Genomic DNA, 20,790 nt, shown 5'->3' with positions numbered 1-20,790 from the left:
GGTCTCGGGATCAATCACGGTCAATGCGAGTCACCCCAGCCACCGTCTTCTGTCCGACCTCGACCGCGACCTCCACGCCCTCGGGCAGGTAGATGTCGACACGCGAGCCGAAGCGGATCAGGCCGATCCGGTCACCCTGCTCGACCTTCGTCCCCTGCGGGATGTACGGCACGATGCGGCGGGCCACCGCGCCGGCGATCTGGATCATCTCGATGTCACCGAGTTCGGTGTCGAAGTGCCAGACGACGCGCTCGTTGTTCTCGCTCTCCTTGTTGAACGCCGGAACGAACCCGCCGGGGATGTGCTCGACCGACGTCACCGTGCCGGAGAGCGGCGCCCGGTTGACGTGGACGTTGAGCGGGCTCATGAAGATCGCGACGCGGGTGCGACCGTCCTTCCACGGCATGATGCTCTGCACCACGCCGTCGGCCGGGGAGATGACCCGGCCCGGGGCGATCTCGCGCTCGGGGTCGCGGAAGAACCACAGCATGCCCGCCGCCAGCGCGGTGGTGGGCACGGCGACGGCCTTCGCGACGCCGGAGCGGCGTGCGCGCAGCAGGCTGACGGCTGCGGTGGCGACGGTCGGAAGAAGCCACGGCGATGCTCCGCGGGCCAGGCGTACGCCTGCCAGGCTGTCGCGAGGTGCAGAGGTTTGGCTGTGGGGCATGGATGACCTTCGTAGCGGATGATGCCGCGCACTAGACGGGGGACGGCGGCTTTCCGGGATCGTACCGGGCGCGGGCCACAACTGGGCAAGCCAGGAAGCCGAGTCGGCGGCTGAAGCCCATCGACGGGGTGTGATCTTCTTCTCCAAGAAAACACCCCGTATCCGGACATCTAACCCTGGAACCGATACTCTTCGAGCAGCCTGCGACCGATGATCATTTTCTGGATTTCGGCGGTACCTTCACCGATCAGCAGCATCGGGGCCTCACGGTAGAGACGCTCGATCTCGTACTCCTTGGAGAAGCCGTAGCCGCCGTGGATCCGGAAGGCGTCTTCCACGACCTCCTTGCAGTACTCGGAGGCGAGGTACTTCGCCATCCCTGCCTCAAGGTCGTTTCGCTCCCCGGAGTCCTTTTTGCGTGCCGCGTTGACCATCATCGCATGCGCGGCCTCGACCTTGGTAGCCATCTCGGCCAGCTTGAACTGAATCGCCTGGTGCTGGGCGATCGGCTTGCCGAAAGTGTGACGCTGCTGGGCGTACTGGACGCCCAGTTCGAAGGCACGCTGAGCGACGCCGCAACCACGCGCCGCCACATTCACGCGGCCCACTTCCACGCCGTCCATCATTTGGTAAAAACCTCGGCCGGTGGTCCCGCCGAGCACCCGATCGGCCGGAAGTCGCAGGCCATCCATGATCAGCTCGGTGGTGTCGACACCCTTGTAGCCCATCTTGTCGATCTTCCCGGGGATGCTGAGGCCCGGACGGACCTCTCCGAAACCGGGCTCCTTCTCGACCAGGAAGGTGGTCATCGACTTGTGGGGCGCGGTGCCCTCAGGGTGTCCTTCATCACTTCGGACGAGAACGGCGACCAGACTTGACGTTCCGCCGTTCGTCAGCCACATCTTCTGGCCGTTGAGGACGTATTCGTCACCGTCCTTGACCGCCTTGGAGGTGATGGCGGACACGTCCGAGCCGAGACCCGGCTCCGACATCGAGAAGGCGCCCCGGATGTCGCCGGCCGCCATCCGCGGCAGGAAGTGGTCCTTCTGCTCCTGCGTGCCGTGCTGCTTGAGCATGTACGCCACGATGAAGTGGGTGTTGATGATGCCGGACACCGACATCCACCCACGGGCGATCTCCTCGACGCACAGCGCGTACGTCAGGAGGGACTCGCCCAGACCGCCGTACTCCTCGGGGATCATCAGGCCGAACAGGCCCAACTCCTTGAGCCCGTCGACGATCTGCTGCGGGTACTCGTCGCGGTGCTCCAGCTCGGTCGCGACCGGGATGATCTCCTTGTCCACGAAGTCGCGGACCGTGGACAGGATCTCCTGCTGGATGTCGGTCAGACCGGCGGTCTGGGCGAGGCGTGCCATCGGGCTCAGCCCTCCTGAAGTTCCGGGCGGCCGGGCTGCTCGCCGCCGCGCTCCTTGATGTAGGTCTCGGTGGGCACCATGACCTTGCGGCGGAACACGCAGACCAGCGTGCCGTCCTGCTTGTAGCCCTTGGTCTCGACGTAGACGATCCCGCGGTCGTTCTTCGACTTGGAGGGCCACTTGTCGAGCACGGTCGTCTGGCCGTAGATCGTGTCGCCGTGGAAGGTCGGCGCCACGTGCTTCAGCGACTCGATCTCCAGGTTGGCGATCGCCTTGCCGGAGACGTCCGGCACCGACATGCCGAGCAGCAGCGAGTAGATGTAGTTCCCGACCACCACGTTCTTGCCGAAGTCGGTCGTCTGCTCGGCGTAGTTGACGTCCATGTGGAGCGGGTGGTGGTTCATGGTGAGGAGGCAGAAGAGATGGTCGTCGTACTCGGTGACCGTCTTCCCGGGCCAGTGCTTGTAGACCGCCCCGACCTCGAACTCCTCGTAGGTGCGTCCGAACTGCATGGCGCTCAGCCCTCCGGGATCTCGAACTTGGAGGTGCGCTGCATGCCGGCCGCGCGACCCTTGCCGGAGATGACCAGCGCCATCTTGCGGCTGGCCTCGTCGATCATCTCGTCGCCGAGCATCGCCGAGCCCTTCTTGCCGCCCGCCTCGGACGTGTAGTAGTCGTACGCGTCCAGGATCAGCTCGGCGTGGTCGTAGTCCTCCTGCGAGGGCGAGAAGATCTCGTTGGACGCCTCGACCTGGCCCGGGTGCAGCACCCACTTGCCGTCGAAGCCGAGCGCCGCGGCGCGCTGGGCGACCTCGCGGTAGCCGTCGATGTTGCGGATCTGGAGGTACGGGCCGTCGATCGCCTGGAGGTTGTTGGCGCGGGCGGCCATCAGGATCTTCATCAGGATGTAGTGGTAGGCGTCCGCCGGGTAGCCGGGCGGCTGCTCACCGACCACCAGCGACTTCATGTTGATCGACGCCATGAAGTCGGCCGGGCCGAAGATGATCGTCTCGACGCGCTGGGAAGCGGTCGCGATCTCGTTGACGTTGTTGAGGCCCTGGGCGTTCTCGATCTGCGCCTCGATGCCGATCTTGCCGACCTCGAAGCCCATGGTCTTCTCGATCTGCGTCAGCAGGAGGTCGAGGGCGACGATCTGCTCGGCCGTCTGCACCTTCGGCAGCATGATGCAGTCGAGGTTCTGGCCGGCCCCCTCGACGACCGTGACGACATCGCGGTACGTCCACTCGGTCGTCCAGTCGTTGACGCGCACGACCCTCGTCTTGCCGGTCCAGTCACCCTCGTTGAGGAACTTGACGATGGTGTGCCGCGCCTCGGGCTTGGCGAGCGGGGCGCACGCGTCCTCCAGGTCGAGGAAGACCTGGTCCGCCGGGAGGCCCTGCGCCTTCTCCAGGAAGCGGGGGTTGCTTCCCGGTACCGCGAGACACGAGCGGCGGGGACGCAGACGGTTGACGGTCATGCGGGGACCTCCAGGGGGTCGAGCTTGTTCGCGTTGCGGATCTCGTCGACGATCCGGCCGATGATTCCGGTGATGTCGAAGTCCTTCGGGGTGAAGACTGCGGCCACTCCGGCTGCCCGCAGCTGTTCGGCGTCACCATTCGGGATGATGCCACCGGCGATCACCGGTATATCTGTGGCACCGGCCACACGGAGCCGCTCCAGGACGTCCGGCACCAGCTGGGCGTGCGAGCCGGACAGGATCGACAGGCCGACCGCGTGCACGTCCTCCGCGAGGGCCGCGTCCACGATCTGCTCCGGGGTGAGCCGGATGCCCTGGTACACCACCTCGAAGCCGGCGTCACGCGCGCGCACCGCGATCTGCTCGGCCCCGTTGGAGTGCCCGTCCAGACCCGGCTTGCCGACCAGGAAGCGCAGCTTGCCGACGCCGAGGTCCTTCGCCGTGAGGTCCACCTTGCGGCGGACGTCGGCCATGGCCGAGCCCTCCTCCGCGGGGACCGCCACCGGCGCCGAGGAGACGCCCGTGGGCGCCCGGAACTCACCGAACACCTCCCGCAGGGCCCCGGCCCACTCCCCGGTCGTCGCACCCGCGCGGGCGCACTCCAGGGTGGCCTCCATGAGGTTGCCGGTGCCGCGCGCGGCCTCCTTCAGCTTCTCCAGCGCCTTGCAGGGGCGCGGGTGGTTGAAGGGCGGCTGGTAGCGGGTGTCGCGCCAGTTCTGGAGCGACGAGATGACCCGGGCCTCGACCGCCGGATCGACCGTCTGGATTGCTTGATCGAGATCGGCCGTCAGGGGATTGGGCTCGGTCGTGTTGAAGATGTTGACGCCCACGATCTTCTCTTGACCGGACTCGATACGAGCGCGCCGCTCGGCGTGCGACGAGACGAGCTGCGACTTCAGATAGCCCGACTCGACGGCGGCCATCGCGCCGCCCATCTCCTGGATCCGCTCGATCTCCGCGAGCGACTCCTCGACGAGCCTGCTCACCGTGGCCTCGATGACGTGCGAGCCCTCGAAGATGTCCTCGTACTCCAGCAGGTCGCTCTCGTGGGCGAGGACCTGCTGGATGCGCAGCGACCACTGCTGGTCCCAGGGCCGCGGCAGACCCAGGGCCTCGTTCCAGGCCGGCAGCTGCACGGCACGCGCGCGTGCGTCCTTGGAGAGGGTCACGGCCAGCATCTCGAGGACGATCCGCTGGACGTTGTTCTCCGGCTGCGCCTCGGTCAGCCCGAGGGAGTTGACCTGGACGCCGTAACGGAAGCGGCGGTGCTTGGGGTTCTCGATGCCGTAGCGCTCTCGCGTGACCTGGTCCCAGATGCGGCCGAAGGCGCGCATCTTGCACATCTCCTCGATGAAGCGGACGCCCGCGTTCACGAAGAAGGAGATCCGGCCGACGACGTCGCCCATGCGCTCCTGCGGCACCTGGCCGGAGTCCCGGACGGCGTCCAGGACCGCGATCGCCGTGGACATCGCGTACGCGATCTCCTGGACCGGCGTGGCGCCCGCCTCCTGCAGGTGGTAGCTGCAGATGTTGATCGGGTTCCACTTCGGCATGTGGGAGACCGTGTACGCGATCATGTCCGTCGTCAGGCGCAGGCTCGGCCCCGGCGGGAAGACGTGCGTCCCGCGGGACAGGTACTCCTTGACGATGTCGTTCTGGGTCGTGCCCTGGAGCTTGGTGATGTCCGCACCCTGCTCCTCGGCGACGACCTGGTAGAGCGCCAGCAGCCACATGGCGGTGGCGTTGATCGTCATCGAGGTGTTCATCTGCTCCAGGGGGATGTCCTGGAACAGCCGGCGCATGTCACCGAGGTGCGCGATCGGCACTCCGACCCGGCCCACCTCGCCGCGGGCGAGGATGTGGTCGGAGTCGTAGCCGGTCTGCGTCGGCAGGTCGAAGGCCACGGAAAGGCCCGTCTGCCCCTTGGCGAGGTTGCGCCGGTACAGCTCGTTGGACGCCTCGGCCGTGGAGTGCCCGGCGTACGTGCGCATGAGCCACGGCCGGTCCTTCTCCCTTGCCCCGTCGACGTTCTGACGCTCAGTCATCTATGACCCCGGGTGTCTCAGACGTTGCGGAAGCGGTTGATGGCGTCGAGGTGCGTGGCGCGCATCTCCTCGTCGCGCACGCCGAGACCCTCCTCGGGGGACAGGCAGAGCACGCCGACCTTGCCCTGGTGGAGGTTGCGGTGCACGTCGTAGGCCGCCTGGCCGGTCTCCTCCAGGGAGTAGACCTTCGACAGGGTGGGGTGGATCTTGCCCTTCGCGATGAGCCGGTTGGCCTCCCAGGCCTCGCGGTAGTTGGCGAAGTGCGAGCCGATGATCCGCTTCAGGGACATCCACAGGTAGCGGTTGTCGTACTCGTGCATGTAGCCCGAGGTCGAGGCGCAGGTGGTGATGGTGCCGCCCTTGCGGGTGACGAACACGGAGGCGCCGAAGGTCTCACGGCCGGGGTGCTCGAAGACGATGTCGATGTCCTCGCCGCCGGTGAGCTCGCGGATGCGCTTGCCGAAGCGCTTCCACTCCTTGGGGTCCTGGGTCCGCTCGTCCTTCCAGAACTTGTAGCCCTCGGCGTTGCGGTCGATGATCGCCTCGGCGCCCATCGAGCGGCAGATGTCCGCCTTCTGGTCGCTGGAGACGACACAGATCGGGTTGGCGCCGCCGGCGAGGGCGAACTGCGTGGCGTACGAGCCGAGTCCACCGCTCGCGCCCCAGATCAGGACGTTGTCGCCCTGCTTCATGCCGGCGCCGTTGCGGGAGACGAGCTGCCGGTACGCGGTCGAGTTCACGAGCCCCGGGGCGGCGGCCTCCTCCCAGCTGAGGTGGTCCGGCTTCGGCATCAGCTGGTTCGACTTGACCAGCGCGATCTCCGCGAGGCCGCCGAAGTTGGTCTCGAAGCCCCAGATGCGCTGCTCGGGGTCGAGCATGGTGTCGTTGTGGCCGTCGCTCGACTCCATCTCGACCGACAGACAGTGCGCGACGACCTCGTCACCGGGCTTCCAGGCGTTGACGCCGGGGCCGGTGCGCAGCACGACGCCGGCGAGGTCGGAGCCGATGATGTGGTACGGCAGGTCGTGGCGCTTGGCCAGGTCGTTGGTGCGGCCGTAGCGCTCCAGGAAGCCGAAGGTCGACAGCGGCTCGAAGATCGAGGTCCACACCGAGTTGTAGTTGACACTCGATGCCATCACGGCGACCAGGGCCTCGCCCGGGCCGAGTTCGGGCACGGGGACGTCGTCGAGGTGGATCGACTTGCGCGGGTCCTTGTCGCGGGTCTCCAGGCCCGCGAACATCTCCGTCTCGTCCTTGTGCACGGTGATCGCGCGGTACGACTCGGGGAGCGGCAGAGCGGCGAAGTCGGCCGGAGTCGAGTCCGGCGACTGGATCGCGTCCAGGATGTCCTTCACGGTCACGGTGTTGCCTCCGGCGATACGCGCCCTGAGGGAGGGGCGCTGAGGGTTACGTCGGTGCCGTCGGTTCGGCGGTCTTGCTGTGCGGCAGCGCTTGGTGGCGCGGGAGGTTGCCTGTGACGCAGGCGTCCGGGCGGGCAGCTCGATGAGTTGCTGGGACAGCCGGCGTGCGAAGGGTCTCTGCACGCCGGCCGCCCGGACACCCTCAACGTAAGACACCGCGTGCCACCGTGCAAGGCACTGAGTGCCAGAGATTGCTCTCAGATGAAATCTTTACGTAACAAATGAGCGATGATCGATCGAACGGCGGCTGACAGCTACCTGAAATGGGTCTCTGACATGCCAAAACGGCCACCCCGAAGGGTGGCCGTCATCACAGCGGGGAGCAGCCGCTCAGCGCTCCTTGAGTGCCTGCTCGATGGCCCGCATCACCTCGTCGAGCGGTGCGTCGGTGTGCGCGACGGTCACCAGCACCTCTCCCTGGGACGTCACCGAGGCGGGAGCCGGCCGCGGTGCGGTGGTGGTGTCCCGGCCCGCTCCGATGCCCGTCCCGAAGGTCTTGCGCACGATGGCGAAGGCGTGGTCCAGCTGCGCCTCCACGTCGCCCTGCCCGCCCGCCCGCAGCCATCTGCGCAGCACGTGGTTGTGGGCGGTGACCACGGCGGACGCGGCGACCTCGGCCAGCAGCGGATCGTCGTTGGCGTCGTCGTCATGCGCGTGCTCGTCGAAGTGCCCGAGCAGATACCGCGTGAACAGCCGCTCGTAGCGGGCCACCGACGCGATCTCCGCCTCCCGCAGCGTCGGCACCTCGCGCGTGAGCTTGTAGCGGGCGACCGAGATCTCCGGCCGGCCCGCGTACATCTTCATGACTTCCTTGATGCCGCGGCACACCGTGTCCAGCGGATGCTCGTGCGCCGGGGCCGCGTTGAGCACCGCCTCGGCGCGGATCAGGGTGTCGTCGTGGTCGGGGAAGATCGCTTCTTCCTTGGAGCGGAAGTGGCGGAAGAAGGTGCGACGGGCGACCCCGGCCGCGGCCGCGATCTCGTCGACGGTGGTCGCCTCGTACCCCTTGGTGGAGAACAGCTCCATCGCGGCGGCCGCCAGTTCGCGGCGCATCTTGAGCCGCTGGGCGGCCGCGCGGCTGCCGGCGGCACTCTCCGGCGCGTCGGGTGTGGCTGGCGTACGGGACGACTTGGCGGGCTGGGGCATGCCCCGAACGTACTGCATGTGTGCAGGTTGGTGCGCGTGTCCGGGGTTTGTCCCGCCCCGGGCCGGCGGAGAGCCGCCCGCCCAGGGCGGCGGGGGCGGGCTGCCCGGGCCGAGCAGGCCGCCCCAGTCCTCGCCGCCGAACCAGTCGCCGGCGTGCTCAGCGGCGGGCATATTCGCGGAAGCCACGGCCGGTCTTGCGGCCGAGGCAGCCCGCGGCCACCAGGTGCTCCAGGAGCGGGGCCGGGGCCAGACCCGGGTCGCGGAACTCCCGGTGCAGGACCTTCTCGATCGCGAGCGAGACATCGAGCCCGACGACGTCGAGCAGCTCGAAGGGCCCCATCGGGTAGCCGCCGCCGAGCTTCATCGCCGCGTCGATGTCGTCCAGCGACGCGTAGTGCTCCTGGACCATCTTGATCGCGTTGTTGAGGTAGGGGAACAGCAGCGCGTTGACGATGAAGCCGGCCCGGTCCCCGCAGTCCACCGCGTGCTTCTTGATCCGGACGCAGACCTCGCGGACCGTCGCGTGGACGTCCTCGGCCGTGAGCACCGTACGGACGACCTCGACCAGCTTCATCGCGGGCGCGGGGTTGAAGAAGTGCATGCCGATCACGTCCTGCGGGCGCGAGGTGGCACGGGCGCAGGCGACGACGGGCAGCGAGGAGGTCGTGGTGGCCAGGACCGCGCCCGGCTTGCAGACCTTGTCCAGCGTGGCGAACAGCTGCTGCTTGACCTCCAGGTCCTCGGCGACGGCCTCGACCGCCAGGTCGACGTCCGCGAAGGACTCGTAGGAGCCCGCCGGGGTGATCAGGTCCAGGGTCCGCGCGGCCGCCTCGGCAGTCATCCGGCCCTTGTCGACAGAGCGTGAGAGCGACTTGCCGATACGGGCCTTCGCCGTCTGGGCCTTCTCCTCGCTGCGGGCGGCGAGCACGACCTCGTAGCCGGCCTTGGCGAACACCTCGGCGATCCCGGACGCCATGGTCCCGGAACCGGCGACCCCGACCGAGCGGACCTCGCGGCCCGCGGCCTGCTCCGAGCTCTCCAGGGGCGTCAGCGCGTCCCGCACGACCGTCGCGCTGCCCGGGGCCTCGTACGTGTAGAAGCCGCGTCCCGACTTACGGCCCGTCAGGCCCGCCTCGCTGAGCTGCTTGAGGATCGGGGCGGGGGCGTGCAGCCGGTCGTGGGACTCGGCGTACATGGCCTCCAGGACCGTGCGGGCGGTGTCGACGCCGATCAGGTCGAGCAGGGCGAGGGGGCCCATCGGCAGACCGCAGCCGAGCCGCATCGCCGCGTCGATGTCCTCGCGGGAGGCGTACTTCGCCTCGTACATCGCGGCCGCCTGGTTGAGGTAGCCGAACAGCAGCCCGTCGGCGACGAATCCGGGCCGGTCGCCGACCGCGACGGGCTCCTTGCCGAGGTCGAGGGCGAGGTCGGTGACCGCGGTGACCGCGGCCGGCGCGGTGAGCACCGAGGAGACGACCTCGACCAGCTTCATCGCGGGCGCCGGGTTGAAGAAGTGCAGGCCAAGGACCCGCTCCGGGCGGGCCGAGTCGGCGGCCAGGCGGGTCACGGACAGCGCGTTGGTGCCGGTCGCGAGGATCGTCTCCGGGCGCACGATCCCGTCCAGCTCACGGAAGATCTGGTGCTTGATCTCGTACGACTCCGGAGCCACCTCGATGACGAGGTCGGCGTCGGCCGCCGCCCGCAGATCGGTGGAGGTGCGGACACGGGCGAGGACGTCCGCGCGCTCCTGCTCGGTGAGCCGGCCGCGCTCCACGGCACGGGCGGTCGCGGTCTCCAGGGCGGTGACCGCCTTGGCGGTCTGCGCCTCGCTGATGTCGATGCCGACGACCTCGCGGCCGGCCTTGGCGAGGACCTCGGCGATACCGGTGCCCATGGTGCCGAGGCCGACGACGGCGATCGTCCGGAGCGGGGACAGGGAGGGGTCGGACAGGGGAGTGGCCATCGCGGAACTCCAGGAATGAGGGTGACGACTGGGAGCGCGACCCGGTACGCCGAGGGGCGCACCGGGTGCGTGAGGCATTGCGGAATGCGGGTGTTGCCGGGCTGCGAGCGCACACGCCCGGGCCGTCGTCGCGGGCGCTGCACACGCCCGGAGAACGGGAGATGCCGACCGGCCCTGTCCCAGGCCGGGTCGTACTGGTGGTACCCGAGGTACCGAACCGACTGCTCTCACGGCAGCTGCGTCACCAGGCCACCGCAAGGAGTTCCGCGAGTGGGTAACTCGCTCGTCTGAGCTTAACCGGTGGGTAACGAGCGCGCCAGCCCCCGGATTTGTGATGTACGTCCCGCGCCCCGGGCCGTCCCCCTAACCTCGGGTTCATGGACGAAGAGTTGCGATCGCTCACGGAGCGTCTACGGCGGGAGGCGGGAGCGTCGGCCGCCCTGGACCGGCTGGCGGCGACCGGGGACCTCGACGATCTGGCCGAGGTGCTCACCGCGCCAGGACAGCCGTTGTGGGCCAGGGAACTGGCCGCGTTCCGGCTCGGACTCGCCGGGGACCGCCGGGCCTTCGAGGCGCTCGTCCTGCTGCTCAACCACCGTGATCCGCCGCGCTGTGCCACCGCCGCGTACGCGCTCGCCCGCCTGGGAGACCCGCGCACCGCCCGCGCGGCCGCCGCCCTCGCCACCAACGAACTCCGCGTCGCCTACGCCCTGCACCCCGTGCGCCTCCTCGCGCAACTGCGCGCCCCCGAGTCGGTGCCCGCGCTGATCACCACGCTGGAACGGCGACTGAACCTGCACGACCCCTATCGCCGGGTCGCCCTGGCCTGTGTGGAGGGGCTCGGCACCCTCGCCGACGCCCGGGCCAGACCCGTCCTGAACGAGGCCCTCGCGCATCCGGTGCTGGCGGAGGCCGCGGTGCGGGCGCTGGCGCGGATTCCCCGGCAGCGGTGAGCCGTCGCGGATTCCGACCCGCCGGTGAGTCGTCAGGGGGTGAGGGGTCGGACGTACCGCACCTCCGGCACCGGGACGTCGTCCGCCTCGAAGGGCTCCTCGGTGCCGTCGGCCTCGAAGCCCGCCCGCTCGTAGAAGCGGCGGGCGCGGGTGTTGTCCTTCAGGACCCACAGGTACATGCGGTCGTGCCCGAGGGCCGTGCGGTTCCACAGCGCTTCCCGGAGCAGGGCCTGTCCGATGCCGGAGCCGTACCTCCGCGGGTCCACGTAGACGGCGTACAACTCGGCGTCGTCGGTGCGGACTTCGCCGTCGCGGTACGGGCCGTGACAGGCCCAGCCCATGACGTCGCCGTCCCACTCGGCCACGAGGTTCACGATGTCGGGGTCCCCCTGCGCGAAGCGGGTCCGGTGCCGTTCGGCGTCCCGCTCCGGGCTCATCGCGTCGAGGTACGACCGGGAGACCAGGCCGCGGTAGGCGCTCTGCCAGCCGCGGACGCGGATCTCGCCCACGCGGTCGCAGTCGTCGAGGGTCATGGGGCGGACGAGGAAGCGCTCGTCATCTTCGTCGATCATGGCGGCACCCTAGGTGCGCCCGACCGTTCGAGCCCACGAATTATCGGGCCTCCGCATTATTCGGCGAGCACCGCGAACGCCTCGACCTCCATGAGGAACTCCGGCCGCACCAGCCCAGCCACCTGCACGGCGGAGGCCGCCGGCAGCCGGTCGTCGGGTATGTGCTCGGCGCGGGCGGCGCGGAGAGCCGGCATGTCCTCCAGGTCCGTGACGAAATACGTGAGCTTGACGACGTCGTCGAAGCTCGCGCCCGCGGCGGCCAGGCAGCGGCGGAGGTTCTCGAAGACCTGGCGGGCCTGGGCCTCGGCGTCGCCCTCGCCGACCAGCTCGCCGTTCTCGTCCAGGGCCACCTGGCCGGACACGGCGACGAAACGGCCGTGGCCCAGCACCACATGGGAGTACTGGGCCGCGGGGGCGACCCCGTCGGGGGCGGGAATCCTGGTCAGCTCGGTCATGGGTCCATGGTGGACCACGCCACTGACAACGCCGTCCCCGACGGAGTCTCAGGCGCTCAGCCGCGGAAGCCCAGCAGCCCGTGCAGCGTCGCTCCCCGCGAGGACGTCGACGCGGCCTTGGCGGTCAGCGGCTTCGGGTCCGGCAGCGCCTTGCACACCGCGTCGGCCTCGCCGTGACCACGCGGCACCCTGCCGTCGGTCAGATACGCGGCCAGGTGCTTGTCCAGGCACGCGTTCCCGCTCAGCGTGATGCCGTGGTTCCCACCGCCCTGCTCGACGACGAGGCTGGAGCCCGCCAGCAGACGGTGGACCGTCGCGCCGCCCTGGTACGGGGTGGCCGCGTCGTTCGTCGCCTGGAAGAGCAGCACCGGCGGCAGCTTGCCGTTGGCGATGTTCACCGGCTTCAGGGAGTCCGTCGGCCAGAACGCGCACGGCGCGTTGTACCAGGCGTTGCTCCAGGTCATGAACGGCGCCTCCTCGTGCACCGCCCAGTTGTCCTTCCGCCACTGCCGCCAGTCGCGCGGCCAGGAGGAGTCGCGGCACTGCACGGCGGTGTAGACGCTGTAGCCGTTGTCACCGGAGGCGTCCACGGCGGCGAAGTTCTCGTACGCCTCGACGAGCGGTCCGGCGTTCTTCTTGTTCACGTACGCCGAGAACGCCTCGGCCAGATAGGGCCAGTAGCCGTTGTAGTAGCCGCCGGGCATGAAGGTGTCCTCCAGCTCCGAGGCACCCACCTTGCCGCCCGCGGGCTTCCTGGCGAGGGCGGCCCGCATGGCGTACCACTTGGCCTCGATCCGCTCCGGGTCGGTGCCGAGCTTGTACGTCCCGTCGTACTTGGCGATCCAGGTCATCAGGGCGCGGTGCCGGTCGTTGAAGGCGTAGTCCTGGCCGAGGTTGTCCTCGTACCAGACGCCGGTCGGGTCCACGATCGAGTCGAGGACCAGGCGGCGCACCTGGTGCGGGAAGAGCTTGGCGTAGACCGCGCCCAGGTAGGTGCCGTATGAGTAGCCGAAGTAGTTGATCCGTCGGGCGCCGAGTGCCTTCCGGATGGAGTCCATGTCCTGCACGGCGCTGACGGTGTCGATGTACGGCAGCACGCTCGCGTACTTCCGGCCGCAGGCGGCGGCGAAGGCCTCGACCCGCTTGAGGTTGGCCTTCTCGATCGCGGGCGTGACCGGTACGGAGTCGGGGCGCACCGGGTTGAAGTAGCCCGGCTTGCAGTCGAGGGCGGGCTTGCTCCTGCCGACGCCGCGCGGGTCGAAGCCGATGACGTCGTACTGGGACGCGACCGCCTTGGGCAGCGCGCCCGCGACGAACGCGGCGAGGGTCAGGCCGCTGCCGCCGGGGCCGCCCGGGTTGACCAGCAGCGGGCCCTGGTACGTCTTCGCGGTGTGCGGGACGCGGGACAGTGCGAGGGTGATCTGCCGCCCGCGCGGGTTCGCGTGGTCGAGCGGCACCTTCAGGGACGCGCACTGGAGCGTCGGGTGGTCGTCGGTGCCGCACTTCTTCCAGGCGAGGGCGACGGCTTGCGGGGAGTGCGGGCTGGTCGAGGCGCCGGCCTCGGCGGGGACCGCGGTGACGGACCCGGCCACGACGACCGCGGCGCCGCACAGCACGGCTGCGCGTTTTCTCATGAAGTCCTCCCAGGACGGAGGGTTTCTGGCCGCGAGGGTCACGGTCCACGCCGCATCGTCCCGGAAAGTCCGCCCGGAAGAACCTGATCTGACAATAGTTGACCCGATTGGGCCGAATGATGCGCTCGAACGCTCTCAGAGCAACGTGAGTTGGGTCGGTTCGGACACCGGCTCGGCCTCGGGTTCCGGTTCCCGGATCCGCCGCGGCATCCCGGCGCCCGCCGGACCGATGCCGTACTCCCGGGCCAGCTCGTGGACCTGACGGGTGATCCGGCGCTGGTACCACTTCGGGGCGTAGGCGCCGTCCGCGTACAGCCGCTCGTACCGGCGCACCAGATACGGGTGCTCCCGGTCCAGCCAGGCCATGAACCACTCGCGGGCGCCCGGCCGCAGATGCAGCACCAGCGGGGTGACCGAGGTGGCCCCCGCGGCGGCGATCGCGCGCACGGTGGCCCGCAGCTGTGCCGGGTGGTCGCCCAGGAACGGGATCACCGGTGCCATCAGCACCCCGCACCCGATGCCGTGCTCGCCCAGCGTCCGTACGACGTCCAGGCGCCGCTCCGGAGCCGGGGTGCCCGGCTCCACGGTGCGCCACAGCTCGCGGTCGGTGAAGCCGACCGACACGGAGACGCCGACGTCGGTCACCTCGGCGGCCTGCTTCAGCACCTCCAGGTCGCGCAGGATCAGCGTGCCCTTGGTCAGGATCGAGAAGGGGTTCGCGTGGTCGCGCAGGGCGCCGAGGATGCCCGGCATCAGCCGGTACCGCCCCTCCGCGCGCTGGTAGCAGTCGACGTTGGTGCCCATCGCTATGTGGTCGCCCGTCCAGCGGCGCGAGGCCAGCTGCCGGCGCAACAGCTCGGGCGCGTTCACCTTGACCACGATCTGCGAGTCGAAGCCGAGGCCGGTGTCCAGGTCCAGGTAGCTGTGGGTCTTGCGGGCGAAGCAGTACACGCACGCGTGCGTGCAGCCCCGATAGGGGTTGACCGTCCACTCGAAGGGCATGCGGGAGGCGCCCGGCACCCGGTTGATGATCGAACGGGCCCGGATCTCGTGGAACGTGATCCCGGCGAACTCGGGGGTGTCGAACGTCCGGCTGACCACCGCGTCGGCGCCGAAGAGGGCGGCGTCGGCCCGTCCGTGTTCCGCGGACTCGGTGAGGTTCTCCCAGCGCATGAGGCCTCCTCGGTAGCACTGCCCTTCGAGTGAAACACTTGTTCGAATTTTCGTGCAACCCCGATTTGGGGGGCCGTGGGCCGGGGTGGTTGGCTTGCCCCGACCCCGAGAACTTGAAGTCCTGGAGGAAGTCGATGGCGCAGGTCGAGGCCACTACGGAGCGGATCGTCGCGGCGGACGCGGAGAAGGTGTTCGACGCCGTCGCCGACTACAGCGGCACCCGCGGCAAGGTGCTGCCCGAGCAGTTCAGCGAGTACGAGGTCCGCGAGGGCGGCGACGGCGAGGGCACCCTCGTGCACTGGAAGCTCCAGGCCACCAGCAAGCGCATCCGCCACTGCCTCCTGGAGGTCACCGAGCCCACCGACGGCGAGCTCGTCGAGAAGGACCGCAACTCCTCCATGGTCACCACCTGGCGGGTCACCCCGGCCGGCGAGGGCAAGTCCCGCGTCGTCGTGACCACCACCTGGGACGGCGCCGGCGGCATCGGCGGCTTCTTCGAGAGGACCTTCGCCCCCAAGGGCCTCGGCAGGATCTACGACAGCCTCCTGGACCGGCTCGCCGCCGAGGTCGAGAAGTAAGTCGTCCGCACGCGGCGGATGTTGATCTCGGTCACCTGATCGAGTGGATCTCCGCCAGGCCCGCCGATCTGCCGTAACTCGTCGCGCTTGTTCGTAGTTGTCGCCCAAAGCGGGAATTGCGTGACAGGCGTGACGAGGGGAGCGGCAGGTGGGCGTGACGACTCCGGCGTACCAGGAACGGGTCGAGGCGCCCCCGCCGGCTCCCGTGCGAAGCGCCGAACTCGGGCCGCGCCGCGTCCGGTTGGTCTTCTTCGGGCTCATGCTCGCGTTGCTCCTCGCCGCGCTGGAGCAGATGATCGTCGCCACCGCGCTCCCGAAGATCGTCGGTGAGCTGCACGGCCTGGACCGGATGTCCTGGGCGATCACCGCCTACCTGCTCACCGCCACGATCGGACTCCCGGTCTACGGCAAGCTCGGCGACCTGCTCGGCCGCAAGGGCGTCTTCCAGTTCGCGATCGTCGTCTTCGTCATCGGCTCGGCACTGGCCGGACGGGCGCGGACCATGGACCAGCTGATCGCCTTCCGCGCGGTCCAGGGCGTCGGTGCGGGCGGCCTCATGATCGGTGTGCAGGCGATCATCGCCGACATCGTGCCGCCCCGTGAGCGCGGCCGCTTCATGGGACTGATCGGCGCCGCGTTCGGACTCGCCTCCGTCGCGGGACCCCTGCTCGGCGGCTACTTCACCGACCACCTCTCGTGGCGCTGGTGCTTCTACGTCAACGTGCCCTTCGGACTCCTGACCCTCGCCGTCGTCACCCCCGTCCTGAAACTGCCCCGGCCCGCCGTCAGGCCCCGCTTCGACGTCCTCGGCACGCTCCTGCTCGCCGCCGCCTCCACCTGCCTGGTGCTGCTGACCAGTTGGGGCGGCACCGAGTACGCCTGGGACTCCCGGGTCGTCCTCGGACTCGGCGCCGGAGCGGCCGCCGCCGCCCTGCTCTTCGTGGTCGCCGAGCACTTCGCCGCCGAACCCCTCATCCCCCTGCGGCTGTTCCGGGACTCCGTCTTCAACGTCACCGGCCTGGTCGGCCTGGTGATCGGCGTCGCGCTCTTCGGCGCGGCCAGCTATCTGCCGACCTTCCTCCAGATGGTCGACGGCGCCAGCGCCACCGAGTCCGGACTGCTGATGCTGCCCATGATGGCCGGGATCGTCGGAGCCTCCGTCGTCTCCGGACAACTCATCAGCCACACCGGCCGCTACAAGATCTGGCCGGTCCTCGGCAGCGCCCTGTCCGTCCTCGGCATGTGGCTGCTCTCCCGCCTCGAAGCCGACACACCCCGGCTCCACTACAGCCTCTGGATGGCCGTCCTCGGCGCCGGGATCGGCATGGTGATGCCGGTCCTGGTCCTCGCCGTGCAGAACTCCGTCCGCCCCGCCGACCTCGGCACCGCGACCAGCGCCAACACCTACTTCCGGCAGATCGGCGGCAGCGTCGGCGCGGCGGTCTTCGGCACCCTGTTCGCCCACCGGCTCGCCGACGCGCTCGCCGCCGAACTGCCCGCGGGCACCGGGCTGCCCGACCCCGAGTCCCTCACCCCGCAGCTCGTCCACACCCTGCCCCCGGCGCTGCGCGACGGCTACGTGCGGGCCTACGCCGACGCCATGCCGAGGATCTTCCTCTACCTCGTACCGGTTCTCGTGCTCGGCCTGCTCATCGCCTTCTTCCTCAAGGAGAAACCGCTGATGTCGCACCACGCCCCCGAGGCGGAGACCGCGCCGGTCCCGCAGGCGCGCGCGTCGCACTCCGGCCGGCTCCTCGTGCACGGCAGCGTCCGGCACTCCGACGGCACCGCCGTGGCGGGCGCCGCCCTCACCCTCATCGACGTGGCCGGGGCGCAGATCGGGCGGGTCGCCGGCGGTGCGGACGGGCGGTACGCGCTGTCCACGCCCGGACCGGGGCCGTACGTGCTGATCGCCGCCGCGGGCGGTCACCAGCCGCAGGCGGTCTCCGTGACCGTGGGCGAGCTGCCGGTCGAGCTCGACATCGTCCTCGGCGGCGCCGGACGGCTCACGGGCCGGGTCCGGACCCCCGACGGCACCCCCGTGCGGGACGCCGCCGTCACCCTCACCGACGCACACGGCGAGGTCGTCGCCACCACCCGCAGCGGGCCGGAGGGCGCTTACGTCATCACCGAACTGCTCGCGGGGGAGTACACCCTCGCCGCCGCCGGGTCCGGACTGAGCCCCGCCGCGCTCCCGGTCGCCGTGCGGGCCGCTCGGGAGACCCGCCAGGACGTCGAGCTCACGGGCGGGGCGATGCTGCGCGGCACCGTACGGGCGGGCGGAGCACGGTCGGTCGAGGACGCGCGCGTGACCCTCCTGGACGCGGCGGGCAACGTCGTGGACACCCTCACCACCGGGCCCGACGGCACCTTCCGCTTCCTGGGCCTCGCCGCCGGCGACTACACCGTGATCGCCACCGGCTACCCGCCGGTCGCCACCGTGGTGCGCATGACCGGGGGCGACCGCGCGGAGCGGGACGTCCGGCTGGGCCACGAGGACTGACAGGCGTTGACGCGGGGCGGTCGCCTGCGCCACGACGACCGACAGGCGTCGGCGCGGGGCGGTCGCCTGGGCCACGACGACCGCAGGCCACGACGATCGACAGGACGTCGGCGCGGGGCGTGCGCCCCGGGCCACGGAGTTGACGCGGCGTCAGCGCGGGGCGTGCGCCGGGGTGGACCGGACCGGACCAATTCCCGCATTGCCGCACACCGTGACCGACCGGCGCCGTACGGTGGAGCAGGCGGCACAGATCTTGCGGAGAGAGGGCCTGGGCCATGGACCGAGGCACCGAGCGGGGCGCGCCTGACAGCCGCGGGGCTGGACCGGGTGCGGCGGACGGCCACGCCCCGGCCGGACGCGTACCGCTGGCCGTGGTGGTGGTCGACCGCGTCGGCCTGGTGTCCCACTGGAGCCGGGGCGCGGGGCGGCTGTTCGGCGTGACCAAGGAACAGGCCATCGGCCGTCCGGCCGCCGACCTGCTGCCCGTCTCGGGAGCGCTCCCCGACGACGAGGACGCCCTGCCCCACGGCCACACGGTCCACGACGGACTGGGCCCCGACCTGGAGTCGTCCCTCGACGGCGGGCTCTCCTACCCGGCCGCCGGCCGCGCCCGGCTCACCGTGCCGGGAGCGGACCGCGTCGACGTCCTGTGGTGGGCCTATCCGCTGGTGGGCCCCGGCCAGGAGCGCCTGCTGGTCCTCGCCGCCGACGCGGACGCACTCCGGCAGGACCTGGAACTGGAGGACGGCGCCGTCGCGGTCGAGCGGATCGCACCCGCCTTCGCCCTGCACACCGACTTCCCCGGCGCTGACGAACTCGCCCGCAGGCTTCCCGAGATCCTGCCCAGCATGAGCGTCGGCGAGAGCGCCCGCATCGTCGCCCAGATCCTCGAACTGGGCTATCCCGTCCTGGAGTTCAGCCAGAACGACCGGGTGCCCGTGACCCCCGACTGGGGCGTGCCGCGGCGCGCCGAGCGCAAGGCCCGCCGCGAGCGGGCGGCGCGGGCGGCGGCCGAGGGACGGCCCGTGCCGCCGGACGAGACGGACGAGGGCGAGGATCTCGAGTACGTCGCCGTGCGCGAGCGTCTGGAGTTCCTCAACGAGGTCAGCGGGAGGATCGGCACCTCCCTCGACCTGTCCCGCACCATCGTCGAGGTCAGCAAGGCGGTCGTACCCCGCTTCACCGATGTCGCCGGCACCTATCTGCGCGAACAGGTCGTCGCCGGCGAGGGCTTCCCCGACGGCGTGCCCGACACCACCACCATGTGGCACCGGGTCGCCCTCGAACACACCGATGAGCCCGGCCGCTGGGACGACGTGGTGCCGGTCGGCGAGGCCATGCCGTTCCCCGCCCACACCCCGTTCTTCCAGTGCATGACCAGCGGCGAACCCGTGTTGGTGCCGCGGATCAGCGAGCAGATGGGCCATGCCATCGCCTCGCAGTTCGAGAAGCGCGACATCAGGCCGTTGATCACCGGCCGTTCGATGCTCGTCGTCCCGCTCAAGGCCCGCAACGTGGTCCTCGGGTTCATGATCCTGCTGCGGCACCCCGAGCGTGTCGAGTTCAACGACATGGACCGCGTCACCGGCGCCGAACTCGCCGCCCGCGCGGGGCTCGTGCTCGACAACGCGCGCATGTACACCTTCCAGGAGTCCGTCGCCGAGACCCTCCAGGACAGCATGCTGCCGCACATCCCGCCGCGCATGGCGGGCTGCGACATCGCCACCCGCTACCTGCCGGGCACGCTCCTCGGACGCGTCGGCGGCGACTGGTTCGACTCCGTCAAGCTGCCCGGCGCGCGCACCGCCCTGGTCGTCGGCGACGTCATGGGCCACGGGCTCAACTCCGCCGCCATGATGGGCCAGTTGCGGACGGCCGTGCAGACCATGGCCGCGCTCGACCTGCCGCCCGGCCAGCTGCTGCGCAACCTCGACGACCTCGCCCAGCGGCTCGGCGACACCTACCTCGCGACCTGCCTCTACGCCGTCTACGACCCGATCGCGGGCGAGCTGCTGATCGCCAACGCGGGCCACATCCCGCCGGTGATCGTGCGGGCCTCGGACGGGCGCAGCGAGCTGCTCCAGCTGCCCACCGGTGCGCCCATCGGTGTCGGGGGAGTGCCCTTCGAGGCCGTACGCGTGCGCGTGGAGCCCGGCGACCGGCTGCTCATGTGCACCGACGGTCTGGTGGAGGTGCGCGGCGAGGACATCGGGGTGGGCCTCGCGACGCTCACCGAGTCCGCGGCGCACCCGGCCGCGTCCATGGACGACGCCTGCGACGCGATCATCCGGGCGCTCAACACCCGCGGCGGCCGCAAGGACGACGTGGCGCTGCTGATGGCCCGGCTCAACGGCATCGAGCCCGACGACGTCGCCGAGTGGCGGATCGCCCTCGACCCGGCCGAGGTGGGGCGGGCCCGGGCCGTGGTGCGGGAGCAGCTCCACGACTGGGGGCTGGCGAAACTCGCCGACGGCGCCGAGCTGATGGTGAGCGAGCTGGTCACCAATGCCGTACGGCACGCGCACCGGCAGCCCGTCCAGCTGCGGCTCGTGCGGGGGGACACCCTGCTGTGCGAGGTGGACGACGACGACCACGACCTGCCGAACCTGTCGAGCGCCGGGCCCACCGACGAACTGGGGCGGGGCCTGCGGGTGGTGAGCACGCTGGCGCGGGAGTGGGGCACGAGCCGCACGAAGGCGGGGAAGACCGTGTGGTTCGAACTGACCCTGCCTCGCCGCTGATCGGTCCAGGGGCGCGCGTTTCTCGAACGCACAGTGAAGGAATGCGCCACGCGCTTGTTCGCCTGCCCCCGGCGCGATACACCGTA

The 20,790-nt window shown here is 70.2% G+C and carries 16 protein-coding genes; 4 read left to right on the top strand and 12 right to left on the bottom strand.

Annotation, left to right across the window (positions count from 1 at the left end; all coding sequences use genetic code 11):
• Positions 1–10: 10 nt before the first annotated feature.
• The 8 genes from AQJ54_RS15705 to AQJ54_RS15670 all read right to left on the bottom strand — a co-directional run bounded on the left by AQJ54_RS15705 (position 11) and on the right by AQJ54_RS15670 (position 10,095).
• Positions 11–667 carry a phosphatidylserine decarboxylase gene (locus tag AQJ54_RS15705; protein ID WP_020133354.1) on the bottom strand — a complete coding sequence of 219 codons (657 nt, stop codon included), beginning with the start codon at positions 665–667 and terminating at the stop codon, positions 11–13.
• Between the two features lie 170 nt (positions 668–837).
• Positions 838–2,043, bottom strand: coding sequence for an acyl-CoA dehydrogenase family protein (locus tag AQJ54_RS15700; RefSeq protein ID WP_062237908.1), 1,206 nt, complete (start codon positions 2,041–2,043; stop codon positions 838–840).
• Positions 2,044–2,048: 5 nt separating this feature from the next.
• On the bottom strand, positions 2,049–2,555 hold the full coding sequence (locus AQJ54_RS15695; RefSeq protein WP_053848017.1) for a MaoC family dehydratase: 507 nt from the start codon (positions 2,553–2,555) through the stop codon (positions 2,049–2,051).
• A 5-nt stretch (positions 2,556–2,560) separates the two neighbouring features.
• Positions 2,561–3,520, bottom strand: coding sequence for an HpcH/HpaI aldolase/citrate lyase family protein (locus AQJ54_RS15690; protein ID WP_020119114.1), 960 nt, complete (start codon positions 3,518–3,520; stop codon positions 2,561–2,563).
• Positions 3,517–5,565 carry a protein meaA gene (locus tag AQJ54_RS15685; RefSeq protein WP_062237906.1) on the bottom strand — a complete coding sequence of 683 codons (2,049 nt, stop codon included), beginning with the start codon at positions 5,563–5,565 and terminating at the stop codon, positions 3,517–3,519. Before AQJ54_RS15685 ends, AQJ54_RS15690 begins: the two co-directional genes overlap by 4 nt.
• A 17-nt stretch (positions 5,566–5,582) precedes the next feature.
• Positions 5,583–6,926: a crotonyl-CoA carboxylase/reductase gene (gene ccrA / locus AQJ54_RS15680; RefSeq protein WP_062021168.1), complete on the bottom strand. Its 1,344-nt coding sequence runs from the start codon at positions 6,924–6,926 to the stop codon at positions 5,583–5,585.
• Positions 6,927–7,316: 390 nt separating this feature from the next.
• The gene (locus tag AQJ54_RS15675) at positions 7,317–8,132 is read right to left on the bottom strand and encodes a TetR family transcriptional regulator (protein ID WP_062238652.1); all 816 of its coding nucleotides are present in this window, start codon (positions 8,130–8,132) and stop codon (positions 7,317–7,319) included.
• Between the two features lie 157 nt (positions 8,133–8,289).
• A complete protein-coding gene (locus tag AQJ54_RS15670; protein WP_062237904.1) occupies positions 8,290–10,095 on the bottom strand; it encodes a 3-hydroxyacyl-CoA dehydrogenase family protein in 1,806 nt (601 codons plus the stop codon).
• A gap of 377 nt (positions 10,096–10,472) precedes the next feature.
• On the opposite strand from AQJ54_RS15670, the gene AQJ54_RS15665 reads away from it, so the two are divergent.
• Positions 10,473–11,048: an adenylosuccinate lyase gene (locus tag AQJ54_RS15665; protein ID WP_062237902.1), complete on the top strand. Its 576-nt coding sequence runs from the start codon at positions 10,473–10,475 to the stop codon at positions 11,046–11,048.
• A gap of 32 nt (positions 11,049–11,080) precedes the next feature.
• Here AQJ54_RS15665 and AQJ54_RS15660 read toward each other — a convergent pair whose 3' ends face one another.
• The 4 genes from AQJ54_RS15660 to AQJ54_RS15645 all read right to left on the bottom strand — a co-directional run bounded on the left by AQJ54_RS15660 (position 11,081) and on the right by AQJ54_RS15645 (position 14,882).
• Positions 11,081–11,620, bottom strand: coding sequence for a GNAT family N-acetyltransferase (locus tag AQJ54_RS15660; protein ID WP_062237900.1), 540 nt, complete (start codon positions 11,618–11,620; stop codon positions 11,081–11,083).
• Between the two features lie 56 nt (positions 11,621–11,676).
• Positions 11,677–12,075, bottom strand: coding sequence for a RidA family protein (locus AQJ54_RS15655; RefSeq protein WP_062021159.1), 399 nt, complete (start codon positions 12,073–12,075; stop codon positions 11,677–11,679).
• A gap of 56 nt (positions 12,076–12,131) precedes the next feature.
• A complete protein-coding gene (locus AQJ54_RS15650; RefSeq protein ID WP_062237898.1) occupies positions 12,132–13,709 on the bottom strand; it encodes an alpha/beta hydrolase in 1,578 nt (525 codons plus the stop codon).
• Between the two features lie 135 nt (positions 13,710–13,844).
• Entirely contained in the window at positions 13,845–14,882 is a 1,038-nt protein-coding gene (locus AQJ54_RS15645; protein ID WP_062021153.1) for an Rv2578c family radical SAM protein, read from the bottom strand.
• A gap of 134 nt (positions 14,883–15,016) precedes the next feature.
• On the opposite strand from AQJ54_RS15645, the gene AQJ54_RS15640 reads away from it, so the two are divergent.
• From AQJ54_RS15640 to AQJ54_RS15630, 3 genes are all read left to right on the top strand, one after another.
• Positions 15,017–15,460: an SRPBCC family protein gene (locus AQJ54_RS15640; protein ID WP_062237896.1), complete on the top strand. Its 444-nt coding sequence runs from the start codon at positions 15,017–15,019 to the stop codon at positions 15,458–15,460.
• 148 nt (positions 15,461–15,608) lie between these two features.
• Positions 15,609–17,963 (top strand): MFS transporter, encoded by a 2,355-nt coding sequence (locus AQJ54_RS15635; protein WP_062237894.1) that lies wholly within the window; start codon positions 15,609–15,611, stop codon positions 17,961–17,963.
• 275 nt (positions 17,964–18,238) lie between these two features.
• Positions 18,239–20,704: an ATP-binding SpoIIE family protein phosphatase gene (locus AQJ54_RS15630; RefSeq protein ID WP_062021145.1), complete on the top strand. Its 2,466-nt coding sequence runs from the start codon at positions 18,239–18,241 to the stop codon at positions 20,702–20,704.
• Positions 20,705–20,790 lie beyond the last annotated feature (86 nt).

The organism is Streptomyces griseorubiginosus, assembly GCF_001514195.1.
Taxonomy (GTDB): Bacteria; Actinomycetota; Actinomycetes; order Streptomycetales; family Streptomycetaceae; genus Streptomyces; species Streptomyces griseorubiginosus.
This window is presented reverse-complemented; position numbering and strand designations above follow the sequence as displayed.